We start from the raw sequence: 17,768 nt of genomic DNA on the forward strand, positions 1-17,768 counted from the left end.
ATGGACGACGAAAACGAACGCGCCGCCCGCGCCAAGAAGGGCAGCCCGTTCCTCAATACGGCGCAGGCTGCCTTCTATATCGGCCTTTCTCAACGAACCTTGGAAAAGATGCGGATCAAGGGTGCTGGCCCGAAATTCCGCAAGCACGGCCGCTATGTCCGCTACCACATCGATGAGCTCGACGAGTGGTCGAAAGGACGCCAAGACGAGACCGGCGCCGATGACGGAGGTCGCTCATGAGCCGGCGACCTTCCATCCGCCTGATCGGCAGTAAGCTGCGGCGGATTCGCGCCCGCAAAGCGATCTCCGCGACGGCGATTGGCCTAGGCCTCCTTGCTTTTACGGTCTTCGCCAGACCAAGCCCCGTGCTCGTCTGGAACGCCTCGGCAAGTGCGCCAATCGGGCTTTATCGCGTCGTGGCTGGAGCGCCAGCGCGCGGCGATCTGGTGCTCGCCCGCGCACCGGATTTCACCGCTGATCTTGCTGCTGAACGCGGTTACCTGCCGCGCAATGTGCCGCTGGTGAAGCGCATCGCCGCGCTCCCGCGCGAGCATGTCTGTGCCTTCAACGAAGCGATCATCATTGGCGGAAAGATCGTCGCGCGTCGCCTCGCGACCGATACGCAGGTCCGTGCGCTGCCTTGGTGGAATGAGTGCCGCGCGCTGTCGCAGGATGAGTTTTTCCTGCTCAACAGCGAGGCCTCGCGCTCGTTTGACAGCCGCTATTTCGGGCCGGTCCCCGCCAAACACATCATCGGGAGGCTCGTGCCGCTATGGACCGAGTGACCCTCCTGATGATCGGCATGATCGCCGTTGCGCCATGCGCCTGTTCCGCCTCGACGGGCGCTGAGCCGGTCGCCATCTCCTATACTCCGCAGCTTCGAAAGTGGCAGCACTTCGTATCGGAAGCAAGCCAACGTTTCCGAATTCCCGAAAGCTGGATCTATGCGGTCATGGATGCCGAGAGCGGCGGCAGGACCATGCTCGATGGACGTCCGATAACCTCGCGGGCTGGGGCCATGGGCCTGATGCAGGTGATGCCTGCGACCTATAACGAGATGCGCGTCGCGCAGGGCCTGGGCGGCGATCCGTACGATCCGCGTGACAACATTCTGGCGGGAACAGCGTATCTGCGCGCCATGTATGACCGCTTCGGGTTCCCCGGCCTGTTCGCTGCCTACAACGCTGGGCCAGAGCGCTATGACGACCATCTGCAGCGCGGGCGACCGCTGCCGGACGAGACGGTCGACTACCTCAGAAAGCTCAGCGCCGCAGGGGTTTCGGCTTCGGACATCAATGGGTTCAAGGGCAAATCTCCGCCCGAAAAGGCATCGAAAACCTCCTCCGGGCGATCACTCTTTTTCCTGCGCGACGGTGTTCCTGGCAGCGCTCCGAACGGCGAAATTTTGGTGCCGCTTCGATCGCACTGATGAGGATCATGCCGTCGGATCGCCCGCGAGGGCAGCGCGCGGCATGGCTGGCTGGAGGCGGGCAAGGGCAGGTTCGCGGAAGGCAAGATAAAGGCACTGCCTCCGAGAGGCGGCTAAGTGGTTGTCTGCACATCGTTTCTGCCGGAGGCCGTTTGCGTGCCTTGGAGGCTGATCCCCGCAACTGTTTGATTTAACGCCAGATTTCCGGGAGGCCTCACGTGAAGGATGACGAGTTCAAGCCCAGGCTTGGCAGGATCCGGTCGATTGGCTCGAAAGCCGGCAAGCGCTACGCCAACCAGCTTCGGTCGGCGATCAATCGGGCAGGCGGCAAACACCGGCATGGCGGCCGTTTTGCCGGAAGTCGGACAGGACGTGGCGGAGCGACAGCGGCGCTCCTCAAAGCCCGCGACCGCTATGCCGCGTTTCGCCAGCGTCGGGTGATGGTCAAGGCGCGCATCGTCAAGCTGGCCGGCAAGGCTGTTGAGGGGGCGCGGGCGCATCTGCGTTATCTCAAGCGCGATGGTGTCACGCGCGGGGGTGAGCCGGGCGAGCTCTATGGGGCCGACAACGATCGCGTCGACGGAAAAGAGTTCCTCGATCGCGCGAATGGCGACCGCCACCAGTTCCGCTTCATCGTCGCGCCCGAGGACGGCATCGAATATGAGCACCTGAAGCCGCTGACCCGCCGTCTCATGGCCCAGATGGAAGAGGACCTCGGCACGAAGCTCGACTGGGTCGCCGTCGATCATTTCAACACCGGCCACCCGCACACCCACATCATCGTCCGCGGCAGGGATGATCGTGGCGAGAATCTTGTCATCGCCCGTGAATACATTTCGTCTGGTTTGCGGGACCGGGCGGCCGAACTTGTGAGCCTCGACCTCGGTCCACGCACAGATCGCGAGATCGAGCTTCGTCTGCGCCAGGAGATGCAGCAGGAGCGCTTCACCAGCATCGACCGGCAGCTGTTGCGAATGCGTGATGATGATGGCCTCGTCTCGCCAGATGCCCGCAGTGCGTTTCGCCACTCGCTGCACCAAGGGCGGCTGCGAAAGCTTGAGCGGATGGGTCTTGCCGCGGAGATCGGCTCGGCCCGCTGGCGCCTGGACGATGAGCTCGAAGGAATGCTCCGTCGGTTGGGCGAGCGCGGCGACATCATCAAGACCATGCATCGCGAACTGACTGGCAGGGGACTCACGCGTTGCGCCGCCGACTATGTCGTGCACGATGTGGAACAGAATGCCCAGACCGTCGTCGGCCGCGTTGTCGCGCGTGGGCTGGCTCATGAGATCAACGATCGCCACTATATGATCGTCGATGGCCTTGACGGCAAGAGTCACTACATCGGGATCGGCAAAGGCGAGGCCACGGAGCCCACGCCCGACGGCTGCATCGTCCGTGTCACGCCTCGAAACACCAAGCCGAGACAGGTCGATCGCACCATCGCCGACATCGCCGCGGCGAATGGTGGGCGCTACAATGTCGATATTCATCTTAAACATGACCCTTCCGCCACCGAACGCTTCGCCGAAACCCATGTCCGCCGTCTTGAGGCGATCCGGCGCGCCACTGGCGGCGTGGAGCGCGAACCGAACGGCACCTGGATCATCGCGCCGGACCATCTCGAGCGTGTTGCCGACTATGAGCGCCAGCGGGCCAAGGTTGAACCTGTTGTGGTCGACAAGCTGTCGTCGATTCCGCTGGAACGCCAGGTAAGCTTCGACGGTGCGACCTGGCTCGACCGGGAACTGGTTTCGGATCGGCCGGAGGCGTTGCGCGTTTCTGGCTTTGGCCGCGAGGTGCGGGAGGCGCAAACCCGCCGGCGGCAGTGGTTGGTTGCGCAAGGCCTCGCCCAGGAAGAGCAGGACCGGATCGTCTATCGCGCCAACATGATTTCGATGCTGCGCCAGCGCGAGCTGAACCGTGTTGCCGGCCAGCTCTCGGAGGAACTTGGTTTGTCCTATACCGAGCCGCGGCCTGGTGATCGTATCGAGGGCACGGTGCGCCGATCCGTCGAACTTGCCAGTGGCAAATTTGCCGTCATTGAGAAATCGCGCGAGTTCACGCTTGTGCCATGGCGGCCGGTGCTTGACCGCTACATGGGGAGGGAGGTTTCCGGGATCGTTAGCGGCGAGGGGATTTCATGGACAGTGGGTCGGCAGAGGAGCGGTCCGAGCGTTTCGTGACATGGCCGCACACTTCCTTGGCTTGTGCTCCGATACGGGTACTCAGTCGGAAGGATTACGCCTGCGATCGGATGAGCCCCGGTTTCGTCAGCACCTAAATACCTGATAAGGCAACATTATCATTCATTTTGCGCCGACGACAAGGTGTGCGTCTTTGATACGGAAATTCTGGCGCAAAGTGCACGCGCCATTTACCCTCGAAACCATGAATCGCCTCGATCCCCTCACAGCCAGTCCATTGCCCGCCATCCCGCCGCACCGCCGACCACCCCGGCCTGGGCCCTGGCCGGCGGCGGCGCCTTGGCTTCGCTCGACGTGCTTGCTCGGGCGCAGACTGCTTGGGTCAGCGCCTGGCGCCAGCGGCTGGCGCTCAACTGCGCCGCCGCCAGCATGCGGCTCGCCGGCCGCGCCGAGGACCGGGCCGCTCTGCGCGACGCCTGGCACCTGCGCCCAACCGGCGCGGATCCCGATCCCGCTGGCGCGATCCTCGCCGTCTGGCGACAGCTGGCGGTGCAGCCGGTTGCCGCCGGCGCCGACCGGCTCGAAAAGATCGTCGACCAACTTGGCCTCCATTGGGACGGCGCGTCGCTCGCCGACCTCTCCAAGGACTTCCAAGAAGTGGCGGCGTCCCCACGGCCGGAGCCGTTCGCCGCCGCGGCGATGGCCCGCCCGCGTCGTAGCGATCCGCCCCGATGCCGAGCTTGTTGCCTGGTGGCTGTGCGACCTGGTGCCGGCGCAAAGCCTGCGCTGGCCGCGGCCGCTGCCGCTGTTGATGGCGCAGGTTTTTGGCACAGCCTTCCGCGCTGAGGCCGGCGGCGGCAAGCGCATCCGACCGGGGGAAAAAGGTTTTGAGCGGGCGGTCTGCGTAGCAGCGGCAGATGCCTGCCGGTTAGCGGCTGAGCTGTCGCGCCGCGGCGAGAAACTTGTGGCGGTGGCGCCGAAACTGCGCGCCAAGGGGCGCCGACGAGGTGATTTTTTGCTCCTGAATAAAGACGCCGTTTCGGGTATCGCTGACGACCAAAAACCTATCGCGCTTTGCGGCGCGACGCCTGTTCAAGCCTGTTCGAGCGGCTGCAACAACTCGAAGCCGTGCGCGAGCTCTCCGGCCGCACCACCTTCCGGCTGTTCGGGCTGCCGTCGAGCCGTTTCGGCCGCTCCGGCGACTTGAACGGCTTCACGCCGTCCGCCGCCACGTAGACCCGTGTGATGCTGCAGCCCAAATGCCGCGCGATCCGCTTCAATCCCCACCCGCAGGCCTTCAGGCGCAACATCTCCGCCACGTCGTCCGGCGTCTTCATCACCTGCCCCCGTGGATCACTCCACGACGGGCTTTCCGTGATTCGTTGTTCGTTCATTTGCTCTCTCCTCAGCTATCCAGTGAGGGGGCGATTCCTCGTGGCACCGAGGGAGCAATTTTCCATGATGCGCAACATGTGAGCCACTAATCTGTGGGGTGCTTGCTGCAGACGACCGGCAGCCGCTACCGCCTCGATCGCCTGCCATGGCAGACTGGCGGAATCTGCTTCAAGGGGCTGACAAATGGGCAAGAGGCGCCCTGCATGCTGTGCATTGTGCGGAGAACTGCGACTGGTCACCCGAGAACACGTGGTGCCGCGCGGGCTCTATCCGGATTCGAAGGCCAGTAGCCGCTTCCAGCGAATCGTGATCCCCACCTGCCATACCTGCAACAACGGAACTGCAGATGATGATGCGCATTTCCGCAACGTGGTCACGATTGCCGGCGACGCCAACCCGGCGGTCAAGGAGCTATGGGACGGCCCAATCATGCGCAGTTTCGGACAGGTTGACGGCCGGAGACGGGCGCTGGATCTCTATGCCTTGATGCAGCCGGTGCCGCAGGACCCAAGCAACCGCTACAGGATTTATCCCGGCAGTGATCCCAGAATCCTAGGAACGCTGCGCAAGATCGTCAGAGGACTAAGCCACCATCACGGTTTGCGTTCCGCGGTGCGCGACGACGAGGTCTTTGCAGATGTCCTGAAGGCCAACGTGCCTGACGAGATCGTCCTGAGCCTCCAGGCCGGGGACGCAGAGCCGGACATTCTGAGCTACCGGTACGGCCGGATCGAAGATAGCCCGGGGCTGGAATCGGGATGGCTGTTGCGGTTCTACGAGCGGACGATGTTCATCGGCCTTGTCTTCGAAAGTGCCGCTGTGAAACGGCGGCTGGAAGCCGACGGGGCGCTCGCGCGGCTCCAGGCCGATATCGCGCAGACGATTGGTCCGTAAGGGGAGGGGAATTAACCGCGGCCGCTTCAAGAGCTCGCGCTTCACCGCCCTTGAGCGCTCCTATTGACGCGACGCGCACATACCCGGTCAACGTCAACTCCGCCAGTGGCAGCCCAGCGGTAGAGGGAGGCTACGAGTAGTGCGACACCTGATCACGCTGCAGGACTTGCAGGCCTTCGCCCTCACGGGATTGGCGACCTTTTAGACGAAACTCGCGGGAGCTCAGTGTCGATTGCGCACTTGGTCCTCGGTGACCCCGAGTCATTTCTTTATTCACCGGCAATGGAGCTAGTTGCCATTCTCTTTCAAAAAAATGCGTCGTATACAAACGGCCGCGAAAGTACGGGGAGGGGTAGATGAGACTTAAAAAGGCAAGGATTACAAACTACAGAAGCGTCAGGGACTCGGGTTGGATTGAGTTCGAGCCTAACAAAACGATCCTGGTCGGTCCGAACGAGGCCGGCAAGTCGGCGCTGCTTAAAGCTCTGCAACAGATCAATGCGCCTTCGGACATCGCCGGTTTTGATGCTCTGCGTGATTATCCCCGTGGCAGCTACAACGACATCACCACCAAACGTCTCAAGCCGGAAGACATTAAAGTCGCTGTCGCGCACTTTGAGCTCGGGGATGGCGACAAAGAGACCATTGAGTCTGAGTTTCGCTCAGGCACCTATGTCTGCGGGCGGAATCTGGACAATTCCTGGTGGCATGACCTTGAGGGCGTTCCAGAGAGAGCGACAACCGAGGAACTGAAAAAGGATCTCGCCCGCTTCGCTGCTCATGTGGATAGCCGCCAGAAGGAAGGTGAGACCCTACCCAGCAAGGAACTGGACGGAATTTTAGCGGCCTACAAGGATCGCAATTACTACGTCCAAGATGAGCTGGCCACGAACCTCGTTGCCTGGCTCGAGAAGCATTATGCTCTCGTGGAGGAAGGTAACGAGAAGGAAGAGGAGCGACATACGAGGCTGCTCGATCGCTGCCAATATGCCGGCCGCTTGAAAACAGCGAGACTGGCGCTGCGGAAGAGGCTGCCGGTGTTCGTGCTGTTCAGCAACTATTTCCGCGTACGCCCTCTCATTCACCTCGACCATTTGGCGACGCGTGTCGAACAGAACCTGCTTGATGACGCCCAATACGACTACGGGAACCAGTGTCTCCTGAAGCTTCTCGGCTTTACGGCGCGCGAGCTGTCGAATCTCGGCAAAGCAACCGAACCCAGCGTCAAGGACGCGGACGCTCAGAAGAAGTACAGGGATCAGCTCGACAACCGAGCCTACCAACTGAACGCCGCAAGCGTTCGCCTGACGGACCAGATTGTCAAGGTCTGGAACCCCAACCCGGAAAGGGCGGAAGCCAGCCGGCTCAGGATCACCGCAGACGGTCAATATCTCAAAGTCGTCGTCGAGGATGGCTTGGGTGTGGAGATCGAGCTCGATCAGCGATCGGAGGGCTTTCAGTGGCTGGTCTCGTTCTTCGTGGTCTTTTTCTCCGAGAGCGAGGACAACCATGCGAACGCCATTCTGCTCCTAGACGAGCCGGGAATGAGCCTGCATGCGCTAAAGCAGCGTGACTTCCGAAACACCATTTCCATCCTTTCGGAATCCAACCAGACGGTCTACACAACACACTCGCCCTTCTTGGTCGGCCCGAATGAGCTCGATGTTGTGCGGGTCGTCGAGATGGCGGACCGGAAGGTCGGCACCAAGGTGCACACAACAATCACCGCAGCCGATCCAGCCGCCCTCCTGCCGCTGCAAGAGGCCTTGGGCTACGATCTCGCACAGAGCCTTTTTGCCCAGCAACGCAACCTGATCCTCGAAGGCCTGACCGATTTCTGGTATCTCGAGGCCACAGCCGAAATGTTGCGGGTTGGCGGCGTCGCAGACCTGAACGACAAGATCGCCCTGATTTCCGCCAATACCGCGAGCAAGGTCGTCTATTTCGCGACGATCCTGATCGCCCACAATTTGAAGGTCGCGGCTCTTCTGGATTCCGACAACGCCGGCGACCAGGCCGCGAAGCAGGAGGTGCTGGTGCACCGCCTGGGCGCCAAGCGCATCCTGAGGACGATGGACTTTACCGACCCGCCGAGGCCCAGAGCCGAGATTGAGGATCTTTTGCGGGACGTTCTTATACCGCTTGCGGCGACGGAGCTCGGGATCGACATAGCCGCCGAAGCGGCGGCCACACCGGAAAAGCCTTTGGTCGACCTATTGACGGCAAAGGGCGGCGCTAATTTTTCGAAATACAAACTTGCCAAGGCCTATGTCCGCTGGACCAGGGACCATTCCGCCCAGGATCTTAGCCAGACTGAGCGTGACGCGTGGGCGAAGCTTATCGCCGCCATCAATGCGGCCTTGAAATAGAGTTCAGGCGCCGCCGCCAAGGACATCCAAATCCATGATCTTGCCGTTTGCAAAAAAGCAGAAGGACCAAGCGAAAGCTGAAGTCGCTCCGATAACCTTCAGCACGAAGATCTCGAACTGGTCGCGGCGGCAAAAGGGCCGGTGGCGGCGTTCATCAATTACCTTGGCGCTGACACCTTGGCTGGCGAGGTCAGGGATCAGCTTTGCTGTGACCGAAATCAGCGCTCGTCAATGCTTTCACGCTCGCGTTGGCTCTTGAGGGCAATCCCGAGCGCCGTGATGTCCTGCTCCGCCTCGGCCTGCTGTTCCCGCACTTTCAGGAAGGTGTCGGAAAAATGCCCGTAGGGCAGATGCCTGACATGTCAGGCGACGGTGAGGCGCTCCTGCGGGCCGCGTTATGGCCCATAAGCCGGAGTTCGACCGTTTGGACCGCCTGTATACGACGGTCATGGCCGAGGAGAGGCAACTCGGGGAGAAATTCCAGCGATCAACTGATGCCGCTGTCCGTCGCAGCCGCAGGGATTAGTCGCAAAGCCGTGGCAGCTACCGGAGGGTGAAAATCCACGCGCCGCCTGGCGCGCAGATTGTCGAGGAGGAGTATTTCCTGAGATAGATCGAGAGTAGATCGAGCACGACTGCTAGGATCACGCCAACTATGCACGCGAGGCCGCCCGCAAAGTTGAAGCGCTGCGATTTCAGCTTGGCAGCCTCGGCCACATCCCTTTGGTATTCGGCCATTTTCAGCGCGTATTCGAGCTCCTCCCGGGCAAATCGCGCCTGCACTTCGGCGTCGCGGAATTTGTGGTAGCGCTCAATGATCTCATTGAGCAGGTGCTCGCGGATCTAGGCATAGTTGCCATCACGGTTGGTATGGTCGCCGCGGGATTCCTCGATGAGAAAGATGCAGTTTTCGATGCCTTTGAGCAGCAGCGGATACTCGGCATAGTACTCGGTGATCTTTTCCCGCTTCGTTGTCGCCGCGGCGCAGTTCTCCGTCTCATCGCGAAGTGGGCAGCGCTTGACGGGCTATAGCTCGCACGGCGAGCCGCGATCGCGAGCGAGCCAAGTACCTGACAGATGGCCGCGAAAGATGGGTCCGACTCGGCCGCCGGCGGTGTCCTAGCCCTATTGGCACCGCCACGTGATTTCGCCCGCCGGAATTGCGCCCGTTGGATCGTTCATTGACCCAGCGCCACCGTCGCCCGCAGTAGAATCAACCCGCAGGCCAATCATCACTAATGCCGCGACGGCACCGTCACCGAGCAAGAGGCAATCGGCATCCCTGAACTTGACGTTTCCTCCATCCAGCCCAAAAGCGCGGGGTGTCACCGCATCCCAAATTTCTTTGGTGGTATCTATTCGAAGGCTGCCCTTTACGTCACCGCCTTCCACCTCAATGTTCATAAGAGCCATTTATCGGGCGTCCTTCTTTGTCAAAGCTCGGAGAGTTGTCAGTGTCTGAGGTGTGGCATAATTCCTAGTGAACGCTCCCGGAACAGAAATAAGAAGGTTCCCGGTGGAGGCGGTGAATACTGCCCGCGCATCTTGGGACCCCAAACTAACAACGTCCCTCGGCTCATTGACTGCGCTACTCAACGTGATCCGCGACGCTGATCCATTGGGGTCCTGCGTCGCATCTCTGTCGTCTTTAGAACGCAGATTCGTTATCGTCGCCGTGAAGCGGTATCTGCCCGCCTGTCCGTCCGACGTGGGGTTGAACTCAGCACCACCGCCAACGCCGACGTTCTTGGAAAACGACTGTGACGAACCCTGCACCAGCTTTGTCCTAGCCCAAAGGAGCTCCACGTCACCCGAAACGCGACCATTGTCTTTGCAGACGGCACCATCGCAAACCTGCTTCTGGCGGCACGTTTGCGGAGTAATATGCTCGGCTAAAGTCACTGCTGTTGATTGCTCCTGCGCTTTGCGCAATGTGCTCGCCCCCAGGGACAGCTCACCAGGTCTCGGATCACAAACGGGTTCGTTGTGGCAGACTGGAGTAAGGGGGCAGCCATTCAGTGCACCAGAAACAACCAGATCGGGGTTGTCGACTTTCAGCTTGGGCTCCACAGAGCTTCCGCAGGTCGTTATGACGTTTGTGGCTGTTCCGGAGAGACCAATAAATCCGGTAGGTGGCTTAAATCGCTTGGAGTAGGAAGTGCCCGATGTGCATCCAACAGGTTCGCTCGCAAAGTCACTCTCCTGAGCGATTACGTCCTGCGCAAGAACATCTTTAGTTATTACGGCTGTTATTGCGTAGCTGGGGATTGGAGGAATAGTGACAGTCTGCGACTCCAGCAAGTCAATATCCAGGAAAAACCCGACCTCGGTCTCGTCGCCGTCACGCTCGATCAAGAACGAATTATTTCCAACCTTCAAGTCCCCGACCGACTTCCATGGACTGTCGGAGGCGTTTACCGCAAATTTGGCGTGCGTCAACGTCGCCACGTATTTGGGCGCGATTAATCTACCGGGGGCAGGTTTCCAGTCGCAAACTATGGTCGCGGTTTTGCCGACGAACGGGGTCCGGTCGCAAAAAAACCCGGAGCGGTTAACGCACATATCAACGATCTTGGCCGCTTCTCCGTTAAGCGTCCGCTTGATGATTTCCAGCGCATCACTTCTCGATAGCTGGTTGTCTTCGCCGTGGCAGTTCTGCTCCTTCCAGGTGCGGTAACTTGAGCTGAAATTGTTGGAATCAATTCCGACCCAATCTAGGATATCTATGGAAAATCCGTCTTGGGAGGCTTCCTGAGTAGTTTGCCAGGTTTGTTTGCAAGCGAAAGACCTGTAGGCCGTTTGCAGTCGGCTATCGGTCTTTATCTTGATGTAGTCAAAGCCGAACTCGGCAATCTTCGAGTCGCAGATGTCGGCGTGGACTCCCGACGTGGATAAAAGGATAGCGGTGGCTATCAAAGACAGTATTTTAAGCATTCATCCTCCAGAGTTGAGCTCACAGGCTAGTTGGCATTCTGATCAGGGAAGTACATATCGTTCCGATCTATTTCAAATGGCGTCTAGAATACATCATGAGTGAAGGGACTAGATGCTCTGAAAGGGTTGCCAAGGATAGTTCAGCGCATTTCGATGCCCAAATCAGTTAACGTAAGATAGATTATGGGAACGCAATTAAGCAGTTGATCCGAAAGGCATTTCGTCCAGCTATTTCGAAGGATCTACTGGCTGAGCCCGGAATGGCGCCGACCAGACAAAATCCGTTTGGAGGTAAGCCAGGAGATCGGGTGTCCCGAAACCGGGGCCAGCTCCAAACAAAGCTGGGTCAGGGGGCCCAAGGGTAGGGTCACCTGTGGCGAGTGCGTTGACCTTATTGCCTATGAAATGGGGCCCGACAGAAGCTCGTGAGTGACAACTCATGCAGGACGAGTTCTGGAAGCCGTTCTCAATGACCGGATTCGACAAAACCGTCGGCAAGCCATACTGGGTCGTATAGGCCGTCTGAACCCCTCGCAAAAGATAGTTTTCCCAGACTGTGCCTTTGACTTCCGGTCGGACGCTGCCGGTAGGCACCGTTGGATCGACTGGAGTTGTCAGGGCGGGCTCTTGCGGTAGAAGAGCCTTCTGCTGTTTGGGCGTAAGATTTTGCGCGAGCCAGCCGTTGTCACAGGCTCCCTTTGCCTCCTCGCAGTCACGATGTCCAAAATCGATCCAGACCCACATCGGCAGGTCTTTCGTAATGATATGCAACGACACCAGTCCGTAGGTTACGTCCTTGCCATCGACCCGAGCAGTCCTCCACAAATAGCGTCCCTTGTCGGCGTCCTTGATCGGAAGCCACTGTGCCTTGATCTCCTTCGTGCCGGCAGGGAACGAGATCGACTCCCTCTTAGGTGTTGCAGCTCGCGCGGCTTTGTAAAGCGCCTCCAGGCCTTCTTTGCTGAACATGCCTTGGTCGCGGATGAAGGTAAAACCAGCCTCGTTGATGCGCACTTCTTGGCTTAGGGCTTCCCCCTCCACGAAAAAGGGCGTTATTTGCCCGAATGGATTGCCCGCCGCTAGGAAGGCGGCCCGTTCCGCGCTCGGGTCGAGGCTAAGCAGTCGGGCGCCTCCACCCCGCTTCAGATCTTTCCATTCGCTTGGTTTGACACCTTTCGGCAAATAGACTTCGCTTGTGTTGGTCCGCTGGCCTGATTCCTGAGCCCAGGTTTCCCAAACCACAGACTTGTCGGTGGCGTCTCCGAGGTTGAGGGCGCCATCCGCCTTACCCGCGACCCCCGAGAGGGCAGGATGATTGACAAACAGGAATACCTGCCACGCATACTCAGCGGGATTGGTCAGAGCTAATTGCGCGGCAGGCGCATCACCGCCGATCTCCGTGACAGGATTTGCCGCGGCGACCGAAATCGAAAAGAGCAAGGCCGCTCCGCCAAAAAGCTGCGATCTCATGGCGCATATCCCTCATCCATCCACTTCTTGAAAAGGTCAAGTTTGTCTTGAGTCCAAAAAGGTCCGCCTTTTGGCATGCGTGGTTTCTCGTCGCCAGCTAGACGCGCATAGACATGGGACGCATTTGCGTGGTCATCGTACTTTGCGTCACCGCCCTTGTTTGACATATAGGCGTAGTCATCCAGTATGACGCCTTGCGGCGTCATGCAGTCTATATCGCCTTGATCGAATAGAGGTTTTATGTCGGCAGCGAAAGAAACCATTCTAAGTTACTCCGCTTTCGTAGACGGCAAGATGATGACTTGGTTGATGAGAAAACGCAATAAGATTCATTCAGTTTTGTTTTTTGTCGGCTCCGCGCAAGGACCTGAGCGTTACTCTGTCAGGTGATTTGCGGCGTGGTACTCGGGTGTTTTGAACGCGTCGTGGGACTACGAGGTTTCTAAGCCCGCATTCCTAAGATGGATCGCGGGCTTTTTGGGACGCAGCCGCTGAGACGGCGGCATTCGTCGTTGCTGGTCAGTCGCGGACCGCAGCGGCTGCTCCTGAGTTCTCGCCAAAGGATATTCCGCGGGAGCGCTTATTGTCGTGGGGAGCTGCGTTTGCCTGCAACAACTGTATTCCACTTCCATTCCGTGTCAGATCGCCGCGAAGGCCTTGTGCTCTAAGGTTAGCTGGCTAGCGGCTCCAATTTGTATATTGCGCAGGGCGCGAGCTGCTCGGGCAGCTCAAAATGGCTGACCGCCAGTCTACGTCCTATTCGAAAAGGCGGTATTTTTCCGACGATCGCGGGCTTAAATAGAACGCAGTAGCGGTCTGTTCTTGTGGCGGCGGCCGATTGATTTCCCCGGTGCGTATTTGTAGGCCGCACTCTTGTAATTGCAGGAAAATCAGTACAAATTCATAGATGGGTAAGGGGACAATGATGATTATTGCCGATAACGAAACGCATATTGACTATCTCTACTATGAGCCTATCGCCCGGACCGTCGTGAAGTTGATTCGGGAGAAGTCGGCTGAGCCGCTGAGCATCGGCCTGCACGGTGATTGGGGCGCCGGAAAATCCAGCGCATTGCTAATGATCGAGCGGGCGTTCGCCGAGGAAGACTCGACCTTGTGCGTCAGGTTCAACGGTTGGCTGTTCGAAGGATATGACGATGCCAAGGCCGTCTTGATCGAAACGATCGTTGCAGAACTGCTCAAGCAGCGTTCCACCTTCGAAAAGGTGAAGGAAAAGGCCGGCGACGTTCTGCAGAGCATCAACTGGTTCAAAGTGGCGCGCATCCTGGGGAGCGCAGCGCTTACCTTCTACACCGCCATGCCGCAGGGTGATGTCCTGCAAGGTGTAAGCAAGATGGCCGAGAGTGTCATCGCTGACCCGCGGTCGGTGCTGACCGGGGACATGTTCAAAAAGATCTTTGATGGTGCCCAAGAGCACTTCAAGGCGGACAAGCCTGAAGACAGCGCGCCCGACCGCATCCATCAGTTTCGCAAGGACTTTAAGGATCTGCTTGAAGTGGCGAAGATCGACAGGCTTGTCGTGCTGGTGGATGACCTAGACCGTTGCCTGCCGAAGACTGCGATAGCGACCCTGGAGGCAATCCGGCTGTTTCTGTTTGTGCCCAAGGCTTCGTTTGTCATCGCCGCTGACGAAGGGATGATCGAGTACGCCGTACGAGACCACTTCCCGGACCTGCCGGCCTCCTCGGGCGTGAACAGCTACGCGCGAAGCTATCTCGAGAAGCTGATCCAAGTACCTTTCCGCATGCCACCCCTCGGCAACCTAGAGACCCGAATCTATGTGACGCTTTTGCTCTATCTGAATGCTGGCATCGATCCGAACGACAAGGCGTTCACCGACCTCCTTGACGTCGCGGAGGCTGCGCTCAAGCGGCCTTGGCAGGAGGGCTTCACGCGCGAGGAGATCACTCGCAAGGTCGGTACAGTGGCGGCAGAGCTGGAGCTGGCGATCCAGGTTGCATCAGAGATCACGCCGATCCTGACCGAAGGCGCCCACGGCAACCCGCGCCAGGTCAAGCGTTTCGTCAACACCATGGCACTTCGCCTGGCCATTGCGGAGGAGCGGGGGTTTGGCGATGACCTCAAAGCACCGGTCCTGGCAAAACTGATGCTCGCCGAGCGCTTTGCCCCGGACATCTTCGAGGCGATCGCCCGCGACACCGGAGCGGACGGGCGGTCGGTGACGGTCCGGCAGCTCGAGCAAGATCCGGTCGAAGCGCCCGACACGGACGCAAAGCATCGTTCCGCCAAGAGGCCGCCCGGCAAAAGCGAGGCCGTGGAATGGCCGAGCAGATGGGCCAAGATCGAGCCTAAATTGGCCGAGGTTGATCTGCGGCCGTATGTATTCATCAGTCGCGACCGCCGGGCCATTTTCTCGGCCGCTCCGCTAGCCGGAACTGTCGAAAATCTGATCGAGAGGCTGTCAGGCCCGAAAATGGCGATCAGGACGACTGATCCTGCCACAATCGCGGGTTTATCGGCGGCAGATGCGGACCGTGTGTTCGCCGGGCTTGTCGCTAAGATCAACGGCGTTGAAGACCTTACTCAGAACCGGCCGCAAGCGGCGGAAGGTCTCGCTTTCTTTACAGCCCATCGACCAGCCATGCAGGCATCACTGCTTGAGTTCCTACAGAGGCTGCCGGCCAGCAAACTCGGTGGCTGGGTTCTTACGGGATGGGCTGAAGCGTTCGAGGCCAGTATGAAACCGAAATTCGATGCCCTGGTCCGTCAATGGGCTGAGCAAACCGGGAATCCTAAGCTGAGCTCGCTCGCAAAGCTCGTCAGTAAACCCTCCAAATCCAAAGGGCGAAACTGATGGGCACGTCTGGGAGCAATCGGGGATCGCGACGTGGCCTCGTGCCGACGTGGGTGGGAGATCCTGTCTCGCAACCGCCGGCTGCGGCACCCCCGGCTCAGCCAACACCAGCGCAGGCGACACCCGGCAGCCCCACGCCCTCAGGACGTCCTCAGCCACACCCCCTGCCGCCGCCGCCAGCGTCGGTGCCCCTTCCTACGTTGCCGGCTCCTTCAGCGGGCGCCAGCCTGAGTAGCGCGAGGAGCGACTTTACACACGCCGGCCGGGCGCAAGGCGGAACGGGGCGGTCACTGCGCCGAGGCGTCGGCAAATACGTTCGGGCTGTGGGTGGAGCGCGCGCAGCCAGCCGGATCATGGGTCCCTCCAAAGGGGTTTCGGCGCGTATCGGCGGTATCTTCAGCAACGTGGCCGACACTGGCGCGGCCTCAGCGTTGCGCCCGTTCAATCTGGAAAGTATGGCCGGACAGCCGGTGTCGGTGGTGTTCGCCGCCTTGGCGGATGTCTTGTGTCCGGCCGGAGGAACGATCGACGAGGCCATAGCCCGCGACGCCATGCTTGCCGTGGCCGCGGAACTTACGACTGGGACTGACCTCCCGCTTGATGCACTGCCCCTGCCGGCGCTTGATGCGATTTTTCTCGGAACGATCGCACGCTCGATCGAGGCAAAGCTGATCAACGAATTGGGGACCCGGTCGATAAAGTTGCCCGAGGACATCCAGGCCGTACAGCGCATAGAACAAGAGCTTCATTCGTTCGTTGACGGATCGGTGCGTGATGCGTTCACCAACTCCGGCCAAGTGCTAAGGGGTTTGCCACAGGCGGACATCGATCGCCTGGTCGATACAATCTATGAACGCTCGTTCGAAGCTCTCCGAATCTTGGGAGAGAACTCATGAGGCGCTTTACCTTCGTGGCGCGTCTGGGCGTTGGCGATAACGCGGCGATTTCTCTCGTACAGCGGGATTCCACTGTGATCGAGGTTCAATTTATCGGTGCATACCAGCGCTTGGAATATGGGGTCGGCAGTGCCTTGGATTTTTTGAAGGCCCATGACCTCAAGCCAAGCGAAGTGGCGGTCGATCTGATGATCCTGGCGGCGTTACTCAATGCCGCTGACACACGGGTTTCTCGTGTTCGAAATTCCCAGAACGGGTGGACACGCGAAATCGATCTGGTCGTCCCCGTATCCGACCCTACGCTTTGGACGGCACAGGCCGGCGCGCTGGGCGAGATGTTGCGATTCCTCACCGGGGACTACTGGCGGATCTTCTTTCGGCAGCGGCCGAGCAGTCTCAACCAGATCGCCCCGACCCCGACCCGGTTGCCGCTTCAACATTTCGATGAAGTTTGCTTATTCTCGGGAGGTCTCGACAGTCTCATCGGCGCGATCGACCTCATAGCCGGAGGGAGGAAGCCGCTTTTGGTCAGCCACTGGTATGACGGAGAGACAAGCAAGGCCCAGAAGGCCGTCTGGAGCAAGCTGGAGGGGCGTTATTCGAACGTCGGTGTCAAAGTCATGCGGACCCGGTTGGGTTTTGACCGATACCAGGTTCAAACCGGAGAAATCGAAAACACCCAGCGGGGCCGGTCATTTGTGTTCTTCGCTTTGGCGGCGTTGGCCGCATCAGCTTTAACCGGCAACGTTCGCATCGTGGTTCCCGAGAACGGTTACATAGGTTTGAACGTGCCCTTGGATCCACTGCGCCTTGGCGCGTTGAGCACACGCACCACCCATCCGCATTATCTCGCAATGTTCAACGCCTTGCTTGACCGTCTCGGCATAGCGGCCACGCTGGACAATCCGTATCGCCACAAAACGAAGGGCGAAATGGTTGAGGAATGTGCGGAAATGGCGCTCCTGAAGGCGACAGTTCCGTTGTCGATGTCATGTTCCTCGCCGGCCAAGGCGCGGTACCGCGGCCTTTCGCCCCGCCACTGCGGAACCTGTGTACCGTGCCTCATTCGCCGCGCAGCCTTGAAGAAAGGTCTGTCGACCAACGATCCGACACTTTATCTCGTGCCGGACTTGGAGGTAGGCAGGCTAGACACAACGAGGGCTGAAGGCGAACACATCCGGTCTTTCGAGCTCATGATCGCGAGGCTTTCAGCCAACCCCGCTTGTGCGAGCGCACTCGCACGAATCCCAGGACCTCTGAATGATGAACCGGCCGAGCTGAACGATTTCGTGGAAGTGTTTCGTCGGGGCATTTTGGAAGTCGGAGAGTTGCTTGATGGCGTGGAAGCCGGGCCGGGGTAGGGCGCAGCCGGTCAGCTGCCTCTTCGGTTGGCAGATT

Annotated in this window: 16 protein-coding genes and 1 pseudogene; 12 read left to right on the plus strand and 5 right to left on the minus strand. The window is 59.5% G+C overall.

Features of this window, described 5'->3' with window-relative positions:
• The 9 genes and pseudogenes from FJW06_RS15460 to FJW06_RS15495 all read left to right on the plus strand — a co-directional run bounded on the left by FJW06_RS15460 (position 1) and on the right by FJW06_RS15495 (position 8,234).
• A complete protein-coding gene (locus FJW06_RS15460; RefSeq protein ID WP_140753092.1) occupies positions 1-240 on the plus strand; it encodes a helix-turn-helix domain-containing protein in 240 nt (79 codons plus the stop codon).
• Positions 237-785, plus strand: coding sequence for a S26 family signal peptidase (locus FJW06_RS15465; protein WP_140753094.1), 549 nt, complete (start codon positions 237-239; stop codon positions 783-785). Before FJW06_RS15460 ends, FJW06_RS15465 begins: the two co-directional genes overlap by 4 nt.
• The gene (locus FJW06_RS15470) at positions 773-1,429 is read left to right on the plus strand and encodes a lytic transglycosylase domain-containing protein (RefSeq protein ID WP_140753096.1); all 657 of its coding nucleotides are present in this window, start codon (positions 773-775) and stop codon (positions 1,427-1,429) included. The genes FJW06_RS15465 and FJW06_RS15470 overlap by 13 nt, the downstream gene beginning before the upstream one ends.
• 218 nt (positions 1,430-1,647) lie before the next feature.
• Positions 1,648-3,615 (plus strand): relaxase/mobilization nuclease RlxS, encoded by a 1,968-nt coding sequence (rlxS, locus tag FJW06_RS15475; protein ID WP_140753098.1) that lies wholly within the window; start codon positions 1,648-1,650, stop codon positions 3,613-3,615.
• A 300-nt stretch (positions 3,616-3,915) separates the two neighbouring features.
• Positions 3,916-4,422, plus strand: coding sequence for a DUF1403 family protein (locus FJW06_RS30545; RefSeq protein WP_246674624.1), 507 nt, complete (start codon positions 3,916-3,918; stop codon positions 4,420-4,422).
• A pseudogene (locus FJW06_RS30815) lies at positions 4,343-4,567 on the plus strand (DUF1403 family protein); the annotation flags it as partial. The gene FJW06_RS30545 and the pseudogene FJW06_RS30815, both read left to right, overlap by 80 nt.
• Positions 4,568-4,650: 83 nt before the next feature.
• Complete coding sequence (locus tag FJW06_RS30820) at positions 4,651-4,812, plus strand: DUF1403 family protein (protein ID WP_281404881.1); 162 nt, start codon at positions 4,651-4,653, stop codon at positions 4,810-4,812.
• Positions 4,813-5,154: 342 nt separating this feature from the next.
• Complete coding sequence (locus FJW06_RS15490) at positions 5,155-5,865, plus strand: hypothetical protein (protein ID WP_140753100.1); 711 nt, start codon at positions 5,155-5,157, stop codon at positions 5,863-5,865.
• A gap of 356 nt (positions 5,866-6,221) precedes the next feature.
• Complete coding sequence (locus tag FJW06_RS15495) at positions 6,222-8,234, plus strand: AAA family ATPase (RefSeq protein ID WP_140753102.1); 2,013 nt, start codon at positions 6,222-6,224, stop codon at positions 8,232-8,234.
• A 543-nt stretch (positions 8,235-8,777) separates the two neighbouring features.
• On the opposite strand, the gene FJW06_RS30150 is transcribed toward FJW06_RS15495, so the two are convergent.
• From FJW06_RS30150 to FJW06_RS15520, 5 genes are all read right to left on the minus strand, one after another.
• Entirely contained in the window at positions 8,778-9,017 is a 240-nt protein-coding gene (locus FJW06_RS30150) for a hypothetical protein (RefSeq protein WP_181178329.1), read from the minus strand.
• A gap of 342 nt (positions 9,018-9,359) precedes the next feature.
• Positions 9,360-9,647, minus strand: coding sequence for a hypothetical protein (locus FJW06_RS15505; RefSeq protein ID WP_140753105.1), 288 nt, complete (start codon positions 9,645-9,647; stop codon positions 9,360-9,362).
• A complete protein-coding gene (locus tag FJW06_RS15510) occupies positions 9,648-11,168 on the minus strand; it encodes a hypothetical protein (protein WP_140753106.1) in 1,521 nt (506 codons plus the stop codon).
• 228 nt (positions 11,169-11,396) lie between these two features.
• Complete coding sequence (locus FJW06_RS15515; protein WP_140753107.1) at positions 11,397-12,638, minus strand: hypothetical protein; 1,242 nt, start codon at positions 12,636-12,638, stop codon at positions 11,397-11,399.
• Positions 12,635-12,901, minus strand: coding sequence for a hypothetical protein (locus FJW06_RS15520; protein ID WP_140753108.1), 267 nt, complete (start codon positions 12,899-12,901; stop codon positions 12,635-12,637). Before FJW06_RS15520 ends, FJW06_RS15515 begins: the two co-directional genes overlap by 4 nt.
• A gap of 659 nt (positions 12,902-13,560) precedes the next feature.
• On the opposite strand from FJW06_RS15520, the gene qatA reads away from it, so the two are divergent.
• The 3 genes from qatA to qatC are packed head-to-tail and all read left to right on the plus strand — an operon-like array spanning position 13,561 to position 17,731.
• Positions 13,561-15,474 (plus strand): Qat anti-phage system ATPase QatA, encoded by a 1,914-nt coding sequence (qatA, locus tag FJW06_RS15525; protein ID WP_181178331.1) that lies wholly within the window; start codon positions 13,561-13,563, stop codon positions 15,472-15,474.
• On the plus strand, positions 15,474-16,370 hold the full coding sequence (qatB, locus tag FJW06_RS30950) for a Qat anti-phage system associated protein QatB (protein WP_348644044.1): 897 nt from the start codon (positions 15,474-15,476) through the stop codon (positions 16,368-16,370). The genes qatA and qatB overlap by 1 nt, the downstream gene beginning before the upstream one ends.
• Positions 16,367-17,731 (plus strand): Qat anti-phage system QueC-like protein QatC, encoded by a 1,365-nt coding sequence (gene qatC, locus FJW06_RS15535; RefSeq protein WP_140753111.1) that lies wholly within the window; start codon positions 16,367-16,369, stop codon positions 17,729-17,731. Before qatB ends, qatC begins: the two co-directional genes overlap by 4 nt.
• The last annotated feature ends 37 nt before the right edge of the window (positions 17,732-17,768 follow it).

This window comes from Mesorhizobium sp. B4-1-3, from assembly GCF_006439355.1.
Lineage (GTDB): Bacteria > Pseudomonadota > Alphaproteobacteria > Rhizobiales > Rhizobiaceae > Mesorhizobium.